This window comes from Microbacterium sp. 1.5R, from assembly GCF_007667425.1.
In the GTDB taxonomy this organism is placed as follows: Bacteria; Actinomycetota; Actinomycetes; order Actinomycetales; family Microbacteriaceae; genus Microbacterium.
Genome location: NZ_VDRC01000002.1, coordinates 672,652 through 685,924 on the forward strand (window position 1 = coordinate 672,652; position 13,273 = coordinate 685,924).

13 protein-coding genes are annotated in these 13,273 nt (G+C 70.8%); 9 read left to right on the plus strand and 4 right to left on the minus strand.

Annotated elements, in window-relative coordinates:
* Nucleotides 1–117 precede the first annotated feature (117 nt).
* From FSY98_RS14055 to FSY98_RS14065, 3 genes are all read left to right on the plus strand, one after another.
* Nucleotides 118–1,572, plus strand: a complete 1,455-nt coding sequence (locus FSY98_RS14055) for a GuaB1 family IMP dehydrogenase-related protein (RefSeq protein ID WP_144877263.1) — start codon at nt 118–120, stop codon at nt 1,570–1,572.
* Nucleotides 1,573–1,681: 109 nt separating this feature from the next.
* The gene (locus tag FSY98_RS14060; RefSeq protein WP_144877752.1) at nt 1,682–2,998 is read left to right on the plus strand and encodes a hemolysin family protein; all 1,317 of its coding nucleotides are present in this window, start codon (nt 1,682–1,684) and stop codon (nt 2,996–2,998) included.
* On the plus strand, nt 2,995–4,056 hold the full coding sequence (locus FSY98_RS14065; RefSeq protein WP_144877264.1) for a hemolysin family protein: 1,062 nt from the start codon (nt 2,995–2,997) through the stop codon (nt 4,054–4,056). The genes FSY98_RS14060 and FSY98_RS14065 overlap by 4 nt, the downstream gene beginning before the upstream one ends.
* Nucleotides 4,057–4,121: 65 nt before the next feature.
* On the opposite strand, the gene FSY98_RS14070 is transcribed toward FSY98_RS14065, so the two are convergent.
* Nucleotides 4,122–5,189 carry an NADH:flavin oxidoreductase/NADH oxidase gene (locus FSY98_RS14070; protein ID WP_144877265.1) on the minus strand — a complete coding sequence of 356 codons (1,068 nt, stop codon included), beginning with the start codon at nt 5,187–5,189 and terminating at the stop codon, nt 4,122–4,124.
* A gap of 56 nt (nt 5,190–5,245) precedes the next feature.
* Between FSY98_RS14070 and FSY98_RS14075 the strand changes: the two genes are divergently transcribed.
* From FSY98_RS14075 to FSY98_RS14085, 3 genes are read left to right on the plus strand one after another with little or no spacing between them, the layout of a single operon-like run.
* Nucleotides 5,246–6,100, plus strand: a complete 855-nt coding sequence (locus tag FSY98_RS14075) for an NAD(P)H-hydrate dehydratase (protein WP_144877266.1) — start codon at nt 5,246–5,248, stop codon at nt 6,098–6,100.
* Nucleotides 6,097–7,335 (plus strand): glycosyltransferase 87 family protein, encoded by a 1,239-nt coding sequence (locus FSY98_RS14080; RefSeq protein ID WP_144877267.1) that lies wholly within the window; start codon nt 6,097–6,099, stop codon nt 7,333–7,335. The genes FSY98_RS14075 and FSY98_RS14080 overlap by 4 nt, the downstream gene beginning before the upstream one ends.
* Before the next feature lie 4 nt (nt 7,336–7,339).
* Nucleotides 7,340–7,669, plus strand: coding sequence for a thiamine-binding protein (locus tag FSY98_RS14085; protein WP_144877268.1), 330 nt, complete (start codon nt 7,340–7,342; stop codon nt 7,667–7,669).
* A 20-nt stretch (nt 7,670–7,689) separates the two neighbouring features.
* On the opposite strand, the gene FSY98_RS14090 is transcribed toward FSY98_RS14085, so the two are convergent.
* A complete protein-coding gene (locus FSY98_RS14090) occupies nt 7,690–8,184 on the minus strand; it encodes a DUF2000 domain-containing protein (protein WP_144877269.1) in 495 nt (164 codons plus the stop codon).
* A gap of 49 nt (nt 8,185–8,233) precedes the next feature.
* On the opposite strand from FSY98_RS14090, the gene FSY98_RS14095 reads away from it, so the two are divergent.
* The 3 genes from FSY98_RS14095 to FSY98_RS14105 all read left to right on the plus strand — a co-directional run bounded on the left by FSY98_RS14095 (nt 8,234) and on the right by FSY98_RS14105 (nt 10,989).
* Complete coding sequence (locus FSY98_RS14095; RefSeq protein WP_186307728.1) at nt 8,234–9,016, plus strand: AraC family transcriptional regulator; 783 nt, start codon at nt 8,234–8,236, stop codon at nt 9,014–9,016.
* A gap of 9 nt (nt 9,017–9,025) precedes the next feature.
* Nucleotides 9,026–10,243, plus strand: a complete 1,218-nt coding sequence (locus tag FSY98_RS14100; protein ID WP_144877271.1) for an MFS transporter — start codon at nt 9,026–9,028, stop codon at nt 10,241–10,243.
* A 119-nt stretch (nt 10,244–10,362) separates the two neighbouring features.
* Nucleotides 10,363–10,989, plus strand: a complete 627-nt coding sequence (locus FSY98_RS14105; protein ID WP_144877272.1) for an NUDIX hydrolase — start codon at nt 10,363–10,365, stop codon at nt 10,987–10,989.
* 33 nt (nt 10,990–11,022) lie between these two features.
* On the opposite strand, the gene FSY98_RS14110 is transcribed toward FSY98_RS14105, so the two are convergent.
* Entirely contained in the window at nt 11,023–12,231 is a 1,209-nt protein-coding gene (locus FSY98_RS14110; protein ID WP_144877273.1) for a homoserine O-acetyltransferase, read from the minus strand.
* Between the two features lie 79 nt (nt 12,232–12,310).
* Nucleotides 12,311–13,240 carry an endonuclease/exonuclease/phosphatase family protein gene (locus tag FSY98_RS14115; RefSeq protein ID WP_144877274.1) on the minus strand — a complete coding sequence of 310 codons (930 nt, stop codon included), beginning with the start codon at nt 13,238–13,240 and terminating at the stop codon, nt 12,311–12,313.
* Nucleotides 13,241–13,273 lie beyond the last annotated feature (33 nt).

Sequence of the window (13,273 nt, forward strand, 5' to 3'; positions counted from 1 at the left end):
CAGGACGTCAGGATGCGTCCGGGCCCGCACACTCTCGACCATCAAGCCTAACGTGTTTCCACAGGGGATCGTCCAGGCGACGCCCCGGTGTGCGATCGATCTGGGTACCGTTGACCCATGGAGTTCTCCGGTGCATCCCCCTCAGTCGATCTGACCTACTCCGACGTCTTCCTCGTGCCGCGGCGATCGGCCGTGACGAGCCGACTGCAGGTCGACCTCGCCCCGCAGGACGGTACGCCGGCGACGCTGCCGCTGGTCGCGTCGAACATGAACTCGGTCACCGGCCCTCGCCTCGCCGCCGTGCTGGCCCGCCGCGGGGGCCTCGGCGTGCTCCCGCAGGATCTCCCGCTGCAGGATCTCGATGCGGCGATCCGCGACGTGAAGGCCCAGCCCGTGCTCTGGGACACGCCGGTCGTCCTCCCGCCAGAGGCATCGGTGTCGGACGCCCTGCGCCTGTTCCCGGCCGTGCAGGGGCACGGCGTCGTCGTGGCCAAGGGCGACGCCCCGTTCGACGCAGAGCGCATCCTCGGCATCCTTCCCGCGACTCGTCTGGCGACCGCCCTGCCCGACGCGCAGCTCGGCGACCTCGTGCACTCCGGCACGCCGTCGCTGGACGCCGACGACATCGGGTCGGGTCGTCACGCGTTCGACGTGATCACGGACGCGGGCGTCGAGATGGTCACGGTGACCCGTCACGGCCACCTGGTCGGCACGTTGAGCGCGCGCAGTGCGCTCCGGTCGACCCTGTACGGCCCCGCTGTCGACGCCGACGGCCGTCTCGCGGTCGCCGCCGCAGTGGGCATCAACGGCGACGTCGCCGCGAAGGCGCGCGCCCTCGCCGGAGCAGGCGTCGACGTGCTCGTCGTCGACACAGCCCACGGACACCAGGAAGGGATGCTGCACGCGCTCCGCGCCGTGGCCGACCTCGACCTCGGCATCCCGCTCGTCGCGGGCAACATCGTCACGTCGGACGGGGTCGACGATCTCGTCGAGGCCGGCGCGTCGATCCTCAAGGTGGGCGTCGGCCCTGGGGCCATGTGCACGACCCGCATGATGACGGCCGTCGGCCGGCCGCAGTTCTCCGCGGTGCTCGAGACCGCCGAGGCGGCCCGATCTCTCGGGGCGCACGTCTGGGCGGACGGCGGAGTGCGCTACCCGCGCGATGTCGCGCTCGCGCTCGCCGCGGGCGCGGCATCCGTCATGGTCGGCTCGTGGTTCGCCGGCACGATCGAGGCGCCCGGTGAGCTGCAGTCGGATGCCGAGGGGCGCGTGTTCAAGGAGTCGTGGGGCATGGCGTCGACCAAGGCCGTCCAGGCGCGGTTCGGGCGCCTCGACGCGTACGAGCGGGCGCGTAAGGAGCTGTTCGCCGAGGGCATCTCGTCGTCGAAGATCTATCTCGACCCGCTGCGCCCCGGCGTCGAAGACCTGCTCGACATGATCACGTCGGGCGTCCGCTCGTCCTTCACGTACGCGGGTGCGTCGTCGGTGCCCGAGTTCCACGACCGGGCGCTGGTCGGGCTGCAGTCCGCGGCCGGATACGAGGAGGGCAAGGCGCTCCCCGTGAGCTGGTGACCGCCCCGAGTCGCGCCCGATCCCGTATTATTCTGCTCACTATGGACGACCCTCCCAGTTGCAGTATCTCGCCCCACCGCCCGCCCCTCATCTGTGAGGGGAACCTGTGATGGACTACATCCTGCTGGGCGTGGGGCTTCTGCTCACGATCGGCACCGGACTGTTCGTCGCGAGCGAGTTCGCACTGGTCAATCTCGACCGCGCGGAGCTCGAGGCCCGTCATGCCCGCGGGGAGACCCGCCTGGCGATGACGATCGGCGCTCTGCGGCACACCTCGACGCACCTGTCGGCCGCACAGCTCGGGATCACCCTGACGACGCTGCTGACCGGTTACACGATGGAGCCGGCGCTCTCGAACATGCTGCGCCCGACGCTCACGGCCTGGAACTTCCCCGAGGCGACGGTGGCGCCGATCGCGACCGTCGTCGCCATGCTGATCGCCACGGCACTGTCGATGATCCTCGGTGAGCTGGTGCCCAAGAACTTCGCCCTCGCGCTGCCGCGGCACACGGCGAAGCTCGTCGTACCCTTCCAGGTCGCCTTCACCACGGTCTTCAAGCCGGCGGTCGTCGTGCTGAACGGATCGGCGAACGGCGTGCTGCGCGGCATGGGCATCGAGCCCAAGGAGGAGCTCTCCGGTGCCCGCACCGCGGAGGAGCTCTCGTCTCTCGTGCGCCGCTCGGCCAGCGCGGGTGTGCTGGAGGCCGACACCGCCACCCTGCTCGACCGGACCCTGACCTTCTCGCGCCTGACCGCGGCCGACGTGATGACGGCGCGTCCGAGCATGCACGCGATCGACGCGGCCGACCCGGCCGACGAGGTGCTGCGGATGGCTCGGCGCACCGGCCACAGCCGCTTCCCCGTGTACGGCGAGGACCTCGACGACATCACCGGCGTCGTGCACCTGAAGGCCGCGATCTCGGTGCCGCGCGATCGCCGTTCGGAGGTGCCGGCGGGTGCGCTGGCCACCGAGCCGCTGCGGGTGCCGGAGACGGCGCACGTCGACGGTCTCGTCGCCGAGCTCCGGGCGCGCGGCTACCAGCTCGCCGTCGTGGTCGACGAATACGGCGGCACCGCAGGTCTCGTCACCCTGGAGGACCTCGTGGAGGAGATCGTCGGAGAGGTGTCGGACGAGCACGACCGCACCCGCGCCGGTGTGGTCACCGGCCGCGACGGCATCGCGTTCCCCGGCGAGCTGCGTCCGGACGAGCTGCGGCGCCGCGCGGGCGTCGACGTCCCGGAGGGTGATGTGTACGACACCGTGGCCGGATACGTGATGAGCGTGCTCGAGAGAGTGCCCGTCGTCGGAGATGAGGTGCCGCTGGACACCGGGACGCTGCACGTCGTGAGGATGGACGGACGTCGAGTCGACCGCATCCGCTACGTCCCTGGTCCGACCGACGCCGAAGGTGAGGTGACCCGATGAGCGACTGGGCGGGAATCGCATGGCTCGTGGTGCTCCTCGTCGCCAACGCCTTCTTCGTCGGCGCGGAGTTCGCCGTGATCTCCGCCCGGCGCTCGCAGATCGAGCCGCGAGCCGAGCAGGGCTCGCGCTCCGCGAAGACCGCGCTGTACGCGATGGAGCACGCCACCCTCATGCTGGCGACGTCGCAGCTCGGCATCACGATCTGCTCGCTGCTGATCCTCAACGTGTCGGAGCCGGCGATCCACCACCTGCTCGCCGCTCCGCTGCATGCGATCGGCTGGTCGGATGCCGTGGTCGACACCGTGTCGTTCGCGATCGCGCTGCTGATCGTCTCGTTCCTGCACGTCGTGTTCGGCGAGATGGTGCCCAAGAACCTCGCATTCTCGGTGCCCGACCGCGCGGTGCTGCTGCTGGCGCCGCCGCTCGTCTGGGTGTCGAAGGCGTTCATGCCGGTGATCTGGGTCCTGAACGCCGCCGCGAACGGCGTGCTGCGTCTGTTCCGCGTCGAGCCGAAGAACGAGGCCGCCTCGACGTTCACCCTCGATGAGGTGGCCACGATCGTCGACCAGTCCCGCCGAGAGGGCGTCCTGATGGACGCCGCGGGGGCCGTCGCCGCAGCCGTGGAGTTCACCGACAAGAAGGCCAGGGACGTCGCGGTGCCGCTCAGCGACCTCGTGACCCTGCCGCAGACGACCACGCCGGACGACATCGAGAAGGCGGTCGCACGATACGGGTTCTCCCGCTACGTGATCGTCGATGCGGAGGACGTGCCCGTCGGGTACGTGCACCTCAAGGACATCCTTCGGGCCGCCGACGGGCCGGATGCGGACGCGAAGCTCTTCGAGCCGCTCCCCGCCAAGCGGATCCACCACATGGTGCCGGTGCAGGAGGATACCGACCTCGAGGACGCCCTCGCGGTGATGAGGCGTGCCGGCCGCCACCTCGCGAAGGTGCGCGATGCCGAAGGACGGACGACGGCCGTGCTGTTCCTCGAGGACATCCTGGAGGAGCTCGTCGGCGAGGTGCAGGACGCCACTCGTCGAGTCCGCGGGCACTGACCCCGAGATCGAGGCGGCCCTCCGGATCATGGGATCCGGAGGGCCGTTCTCGTGCACGGTGCGAATCAGCGCCAGTGCGCGCGCTCGTACTGCGGCGGCCAGGCGATCTCCACGCCGAGCTCGTGCGCCGCGCGCAGCCCGAAGTGCGGATCGCGCAGCCACTCGCGCCCCGCGAAGATCGCATCCGCGGAGCCCTCGGCCAGGACCTGCTCCGCCTGCTCGGCCGCGGTGATCAGACCCACCGCGGAGACGGGGATGCGACCGCCCTGCCGCAAGGTCGCCGCCAGCGGCACCTGGTAGCCGGGGTGCACGGCGATCTGCTGGTGGGCGACGAGTCCGCCGCTCGACACGTCGATGAGGTCGGCGCCGTGCTCGGTCGCCCAGGCCGCGACGGCCTCTGCCTCGTCCGGCGCGAAACCGCCGTCGGCGTGGTCGGTCGCCGAGATGCGCACGAACAGCGGCACGCCGTCACCGACCTCGACGCGCACGGCGTCGACGATGCGCAGCAACAGGCGCGCCCGGTTCTCGAGGGAGCCGCCGTATTGGTCGGTGCGCTGATTCGAGAGGGGGGAGAGGAACTGGTGCAGCAGATAGCCGTGGGCGCCGTGCAGTTCGAGGACGTCGAAGCCCGCATCGACCGCGCGACGCGCCGCTGTGACGAACCCGTCGACCACGGCGTCGATTCCCCCCGCATCGAGCTCGGCGGGTGCCGCATAGCCCTCGAACGCGATGGGCGACGGTGCGGTGGAGACCCAGCCGCCGTCCTCGGCCGGCACGGAGCCGCGCTCCGCGGCCCACGGCCACCACGTCGAGGCCTTACGACCCGCGTGGGCGAGCTGTACGCCCGCGGCGGCGCCCCGTGCGTGGATCGCCTCGACGATCGGCGCCCAGGCGTCGCGCTGCTCATCGGTCCAGAGACCGGCATCCCGCGGCGAAATGCGGCCTTCCGGGACCACGGCTGTCGCCTCGGCGACGATCAGCCCTGCGCCACCGGAGGCGAACTGGGCGAGGTGCGTGTGGTGCCATTCCTGCACGACGCCGTCGACGGCGCTGTACATGCACATCGGTGACACCCAGAGGCGGTTGCGGACGGTGAGGGAACGGAAGGTCACGGGGGAGAAGAGGATGCTCACCCCACCACGCTACGACGCTGGACCTGTCGCGCGGGCCGCCGCACTAACGTGGAGTCATGTCTGTTGCACGTGAGTGGTCTCGCAGCGATACTGCTCGATTCGTGCGGGTGCCGGGTGCCGACGACGACAAGTACTCTCGGGGCGTCGTCGGTCTGCGCACCGGTTCGCCCGCATACCCCGGAGCGGCGGTGCTCGGTGTCGAGGCGGCGTGGCGCGCCGGCGCGGGATTCGTCCGGTACATCGGCGAAGGCCGAGCCGCGGACGCGGTGCTCGCTCGCAGACCGGAGACGGTGGTCGGTTCGCACGCGGTCGGCGCGCGTGTGGGCGCCTGGGTGATCGGGTCGGGGACCGATGCCGCGTCCCGCACCGTCGAGGAGCAGCGGGAACTGCGTCAGATCCTCTCCGGCGCTGAGCCCGTGGTGGTCGATGCCGGTGCGCTGGACCTCGCCGCCGACGTCGCCGAGGAGTCGGGTGCTCGCGCCCCCCTGCTGCTCACCCCGCACGGGCGTGAGTTCGCGCGTCTACAGCGCCGTCTCGGCCTTGACGAGGAGTCGGACCGCTCGCTCGCGGCGGTCGCCGCGGCAGAGGCCGTCGGGGCTGTCATGCTGCTCAAGGGCGCGCGCACGATCATCGCCGCATCCGACGGTCGAGTCATCGCCGTCGAGGCCGGAACCGGATGGCTGTCTACGGCAGGGACCGGCGACGTGCTCGGAGGAGTCCTCGGCGCCCTGCTCGCAGCGAACCCCGACGCCGATGTCGCCGAGGTGGCTGCAGCAGGGGCGTGGCTGCACGGTCAAGCCGCCCGACGCGCGGCGGGGATCGTGAACGGTTCGGAGGCGACGGGGCATCCGATCGTCGCCCTCGATGTCGCCGAATCCCTGCCGGGCGTCATCGCGGATCTCCTCGTATGAGTCGAGGGAGTGCAGCGCGCGTCGCGCTGCTGTGGGTGGCGTTCCTCGCCGTGCACGTCGCCATCGCTGTGATGGGGTGGCTGTACCCCAGCCAGCCGATGGGTGACGTCGTGCTCGTCTACGAACCCTGGTCGGCCGCGGCGCTGTCGGGCGGACCGATCGTCGGGGTCACCGAGACCTGGGTGTATCCGCAACTCGCGCTGCTGCCGATGCTCGCTGCGAAGCTGCTCGCGGCGCCCCTCGTCGGGGCACTGGGGGTGTCGAGCGCCTATCTCGTGGCCTGGGCGCTGCTCGTCACGGCGCTCGATGCGTGGGCGTTCGCCGTGCTGGTCGGCCGCTCCGCCTCTCGGCCGCGTCGCCGGGGCGCATGGTTCTGGGTGGCGGCATTGCTGCTGCTCGGACCGATCGCGCTCTACCGGATCGACGCGGTCACCGTTCCGTTCGCCGTGGTCGGTGGTCTCTGGCTCTCGCGCCGCCCGGCCGTGGCCGCCGCACTGCTGACGATCGGCGCGTGGATCAAGATCTGGCCCGGGGCGCTGCTGGCGGCGGCGATCGTGGCGGCGACCACGCGCATGCGCATGCTTCTCACCGCAGCGGCGGTGACCGCGATGATCATCGGCGCGCTGCTTGTGCTCGGTGCCGACTCCGAGATCTTCGGCTTCCTCACCGAGCAGACCGGACGAGGGCTGCAGATCGAGGCGGTCGCCGCGACCCCGTTCCTCTGGCTCGCTGTCGCCGGCGCGGCGCGCATCGAGTACAGCTTCGACATCCTCACCTTCCAGATCGACGCCCCGGGTGCGGAGGCCGTCGGTGCGGTACTGACGCCGCTCATGCTCGTGCTGGTCATCGCCCTCGCTGCGATCGGAGCCCGCGCGGCCATGCGCGGTGCATCGTTCTCCCGCCTCCTGCCTCCGCTCGCGCTATCGCTCATCGTGACTCTGATCGTGTTGAACAAGGTGGGCTCCCCGCAGTTCCAGACCTGGCTGATCGCCCCAGTGCTGCTCTGGCTCGTGTGGGACCGCGCGAGGGCGACGACGCCGGCCGTGATCGTGCTCGCGCTGTGCGGACTCACCTGCCTCGTGTACCCCCTGTCGTACGACGCGCTGCTGCGGGCGGAGCCGCTGCCCGTGCTCGTCCTCACCGCGCGCAATGCACTGCTCGTCGTGCTCCTCCTGGTCGGCATCCGTGCTCTCGTGCGGGTACCAGCCCACCGCTCATCCACCATCAAGGAGTGAACTCATGCTGATCGCCTTCTCCGTCGCTCCGAGCGGCACCCCCGCCGATGGCTCGGACCGAACCGACGCATCCGTGCACGAGGCGGTCGCCGCCGCCGTGCGCGTCGTGCGCGGATCGGGACTGCCGCACCGCACCACGAGCATGTTCACCGAGATCGAGGGCCCGGACTGGGACACCGTCATGGATGTCGTCAAGCGGGCGACCGAAGCCGTCATGCCGTTCGGGTCACGGGTGTCCCTCGTGCTCAAGGCGGACATCCGCCCCGGCTACTCGGGCGAGCTCGACGCGAAGGTCGAGCGGCTCGAGGCGGCCATCGACGAGGACGACCGCTAGCCGCTGACGGCCCGCGCTACTCAGTCGTGCAGGCGCGCACCCTTCGTCATCCTGTCGACCGCGTTGCGAGGGCCTCGGATCGCGATCCCGACGAGATCGAGATCGTCGGAGCCCACCGCGGCGACGGCCGCGCGGTTGGCGGCGTCATGACCTGTGGCGAAGAGCTCGCGCGTGTACACCGCGGCCACAGTGTCGTCGCGTGAGGAGGACTTGGCTCTCACGGCGCGCAGCAGATCGGCGGACGCCGACATGATCAGGACGGGCTGTCGCAGCATGGGCAGGTAGTGGATGCCGTCGCCATCCCGGTAAGGCTCGCCGGTGAGTCCGGGAGCGCTCACCGTGATGCCCGAGACGAGGAACGCCGTCACGTTCAGCTCCTGCCACGCGGCCAGTCCCTCGTCGAGGAGCACCACGATCTTGGTATCGAAGCGGACGATCGTGTCGGGGTCGTCGAGACCGCTCTTCGGGCCGCGGACGAGAGTGTCGGCGGGGGACGTCGCGGGGGATTCGTTCATCCTTCCAGCATCCGATCCCGCCCCCCGCGACGTCTTGTACGTTTGTTGCGTGGCAGACGTCGTCCGAGCGTGGCATCCCGCGGTCCCGGGCATCAGGGAGATCTATCACGCCACCTTCCAGCACGCCTATCCGATGCACGCGCACGACGGCTGGGCCGTGATGCTCGTCGACCGCGGCGCGGTCTCCTACGGACTGCACCGGGAGTCGCACATCGCTGCGCCGCGCGCCATGACGCTGCTGCCGCCCGGCATTCCGCACGACGGACGCTCGGCGATCCCCGGCCAGCCCTATCGCAAACGCGTCGTCTACCTCGACGGCGACTGGCTGCCGACACGAGCGCGGTCTCTGTCGGTGTCTCGGCCGACGCTCACCGATCAGGGAGTGCTCACGGCGATCCGTCGCGTGCACGGAGCGCTCGCCGCGCCCGGTGATCTGCTCGCCGCCGAGCACTGGATGCTGTCGGTGCGCCGGCTCGTGCTCGCCCACCTGGGCGAGCCGACTGCGGGGCCAGCCGACTCCCCGCTGGCCCGTCGGCTGCGCGCGGAGCTCGACGAACGCTTCACCGAGACCTTCGCGCTCGCCGAGGTCGCCGCGTCGTTCGGTGTGCACCCGAGCCACCTCATCCGTGTGTTCTCGGAGACGTATGGGCTCGCGCCGCATCAGTACGTGGTGAGTCGTCGCCTCGATCTGGCGCGAAGGCTGCTTCTCGACGGAGAGGCGCCCGCGAGCGCCGCCGCGCACGCCGGATTCCACGATCAGTCTCATCTGACCCGCCATTTCCGCCGGGTGCTGGGCACCACGCCCGCCGCGTTCGCCCGGTCGAGCCGCTAAGCTGATCCGGTGAATCCCTCGACTCAATCGAGGGGTGCGGCGAAGTGGGCGCTCCTCTCCCTCGCCATCGGCAGCTTCGGCATCGGCATGACCGAGTTCGTCATCATGGGCCTGCTGCCCAACATCGCCGGTGAGCTGCTCCCAGGTCTCTGGGCACGCAGCCAGGAGGATGCGCTGAGTCAGGCCGGTTGGCTGATCTCGTTCTACGCGCTGGGCGTCGTGGTGGGGGCTCCGACCATCGCGGGCTTCGTGGCGCGGTTCCCACGGCACCGCGTGATGATCGGGCTCGCACTCGCCCTCACGGTCTTCAACGCCCTGACCGTGGTGCTGCCGACATTCGAGCTCGTCGGCGTCTCGCGCTTCCTCGCCGGGCTCCCGCACGGCGCCTACTTCGGGATCGGCGCTCTCGTCGCCGCCGAGGTCATGGGGCCGGGCAACCGCGCCAAGGGCGTCGCCTTCATCCTCACCGGCCTCACCGTGGCGAACGTCGTCGGCGTTCCCCTCGGCACGTTCCTCGGGCAGCAATGGGGCTGGCGCGCGGCGTTCGGTGTGGTCGCGCTCGTCTTCGCGATCGCGACCCTGTGCATCCTGCTGTTCGTCCCCGAGCACCCCGGCACGCCCGGACGCACGATGCGGCAGGAGCTCGGGGTGTTCCGCATCCCGCAGGTTTGGTTCACGCTCGGCATCGGGTCGATCGGGTTCGGCGGCTTCTTCGCGGTGTACAGCTACATCGCCCCCCTCGTCACCGAGGTCGCCGGGTCTCCGGAGTGGGTGGTGCCGATCGTGCTCGTCCTCATGGGCATCGGCATGACCGTGGGCAATCTCGTCGGCGGTCACCTCGCCGACATCGATCTGCGGCGCACCCTGCTGTTCGGCCTCGCCGCCATGGCTGCGGTGTTCGTGCTCCTCGCGCTCCTGTCGGCGTGGATCGTCACGCTGGCCCTGCTCGTGCTCGTCGTGGGCTTCGTCTCGGCGGCATTGAGTCCGACCATCCAGACGCGGCTCATGGACGTCGCCGGTGACAATCAGTCGATCGCCGCAGCCATCAACCACTCCGCGCTCAACATCGGCAACAGCCTCGGCGCCTTCCTCGGCGGCGTCGTGATCGCGGCCGGGTGGGGGTTCACCGCGCCGTCGTGGACGGGTGCCGTGCTCGCGCTCGCCGGCCTGCTGATCGCCCTGATCGCCTACCGCGCGCAGGCCCGCCGGCCCGCGCTGGTCTCCTAATCCGGTTCCCGTCTTCTGAGCCGGCTCTCACTCTTGAGCCGGCGCTCCATTCTGCCGGCGCTCGTCTCCCTGAGCCGGCGCTCGTCTCCGGTTCGAGACCGCGCCCGTAGAGTGACGGGATGACCGACCTCGATGACCTTCCCATCGCGGGCACCGTCGTCCTGCTGCGACCCGGCTCACCGACGCTCGGCGACGCTGCGGCGGTAGAGGTGCTGCTCATGCGACGCCCCGGGCGGGGGTCGTTCGCCGACGCCTGGGTCTTCCCCGGAGGAAAGGTCGAGGAGTCCGATCGCAGGCCGGGCGACGAGGAGGTCGATCTCGCGCGTCGCGCGGGCATCCGCGAGACATGGGAGGAGGTCGGACTGGTCGTCGACGACGCAGTGACCCTCTCGCGGTGGCAGCCTCCGGTCGAGGCGCCGGTGCGCATCCGCACCTGGTTCTTCCTCGCGACGGCACCGACGGGTGATCTGAGGCTCTCGGCCGGCGAGGTCGTCGACGCGCAGTGGATCAGCCCCGCGGGCGCGCTGTCCCGGCACGCGGCGGGGGAGTGGACGCTGTTCCCGCCGACCTGGATGACCCTCCACAAGCTGAGCACGGCGGGGTCGGTCGACGACGCACTCGCCACAGCGGGCGTCGTCAGACGTTTCTCCACGCGCGTGCTCCCCGGGGCGGCGGGAACCGTGTTCGCCTGGGGAGACCTGCGGCTCGACACCGGTGCTCTTCCGTGGAACCTCAACGCCGGGTGAGCGTCGCCCCGCGCCTCACCTCGTGATCGGTCGTCATGCCGCCAGCAGCCGCCGCAGATGCGCGCCGACGGCCTGCGTCTCGATGAGGAAGCCGTCGTGACCGAAGTCGCTGACGAGCACCACGGCCTCGTCACCGTCGAGCGTGTTCGGGATGCCGCGCGCGATCCGGTGTTGGCCGTCGACCGGGAACAGGCGGTCGCTGTCGATGCCGAGCACCAGAGTGCGCGCCGTCACGGCTGCGAGCGCCGCCTCGACTCCGCCGCGGTCGCGACCGACGTCGTGAGAGTTCATGGCCTCGACGAGCGTGATGTAGCTGTTCGCGTCGAACCGCCGGGTGAACTTGTTGCCGTGGAAGTCGAGGTAGGATTCGACGGCGAAACGCCCCCCGTGCCCCAGCGGTGAGACGTCGGACTGCCACGAGCGCTGGAACCGCTGGTTCAGCTCGATGGGGCTGCGATAGTTCAGCAGAGCCATGCGCCGCGCGAGCGCGAGTCCGCGGTGGGGTCCGTCGCCGTCGGACAGGTCGTAGTACTCGCCGCCCAGGTAGCGCGGGTCCATGCGGATCGTCTCCAACTGCACGGTGTTGAGCGCGATCTGGTCGGCGGTGGTGACGGGCGGAGACGACAGCACGGCGAGCCGCTCCACGCGCTCGGGGTGGGTGGCCGCCCACTCGAGCGCGTGCATGCCTCCCATCGAGCCGCCGATCACGGCCGCCCAGGTGTCGATGCCCAGCGCATCGGCGAGACGCACCTGCGCTGCGACCTGGTCCCGGACCGTCAGATAGGGGAAGCGGGACGCCCACTCGATGCCGCGGGGTGCGATGCTCGCGGGGCCGGTCGATCCCTGGCATCCGCCGAGCATGTTGGGCGCGATCACGAACCAGCGATCGGTGTCGAGCGGCGCTCCGGGACCGACGACGTCCTCCCACCACCCGGCGGTCGGATGGCCGGCACCCGCCTCGCCGCGCAGGTGGCTGTCGCCCGTGAGCGCGTGCAGCACGAGGATCGCGTTGTCGCGGGCGGCGTTGAGCTCGCCCCACGACTCGAAAGCCAGACGGATGCCGGGGAGCTCGGCCCCGCTCTCGGTGCGGAACGCCCCGAAGGAGGCGAAACGACGGCCGCCGACCGGATCGCCGTCGCGCCACGCGCCGGTCGCCGGTGGGCGTGCGCGGAGCAGCCGGACGTCGGCCTCCGTCACGGGTGCCGAGGGCACCGTGTCTTCAGAGGTCGTCTGCCAGTCCATCCCTCCATTGTCCCGTGATGGGTGCTCCGACGACTGAACGTTACGCCGCCCGGGAGCGTCGCCCGTCGCAGCGGCCCAGTCAGAGGACGAATGTCGTGACGGTGGCGAGGTGATCGCTCGCACCTGCGTGCATCGTGCCCGACGAGGCGACGTCGAGCCCTCGGGCGAACACCTGGTCGATGCGGGCGAGCGGCAACCCGGCCGGCCAGGTGAAGCCGAGTGTGCCGTCGGTCGGCCGCACCCAGTCGAGCTGCCCGCGCAGCGCGCCGAGCGCCGGGTCCGCCGAAGCGGCGTTGAAGTCTCCGACCGCGACGACTGCGCGGGCGCCGTCCGACGCCACCGTGTCGGCGAGGTTCGCGAGCATCGTGTCGCGGCCCTCCTGCTGCCCAGGACGCACGGAGGCGGCGTGCAGCACGTACACCGCGACCTCGGCATCCGGCGTCTGCACCGTCACGCGCAGCGCGCGCTTCCAGTCGAGACCGAGGGTGAGCGGATCGGCGCTCGTCAGCGGATAGCGGCTCCACACCCCGACCGTTCCGACGGCGTACGAGTGCGGGTACCGCTCGTCGAGCGCGGAGCGGGCTGCCCCGAGGCTGTCGCCGTCGAGCTCGGTGAGGGCGATGACGTCGGGGGAGGAGGCGGCGATCTGCTCGGCCGACGACATCGCGCCGCCCGAGTGTGCGCGGACGTTCTGACTGACGACCTGCAGGGTCGGCGCCTCGGTCGACATCGCCCAGCCCGGGGCGGTGGGGAGCACGGCCGACGTCCACACGACGACCGGGACGATCAGGAGCAGCAGGAGCCGCCGGGCCCGGATCAGCGCGACGACGACGAGGAGCGCGAGCACGAGTCCCACCCAGGGCAGCACGACGGATGCCGCGGTGCCGACGATCCCGGGCACCCACGCCGAGACGGTCGCGATCAGGGTCGCGGCGGCGGAGCCGGCGATCACTCGAGCGACGGTGCGGTGCCGGGAGCGGGCGGCGCGCGGTGCTGCGACGTCGGTCATGGTGCTCCTCGGGGTGGGGGTTCCATTCTCGAC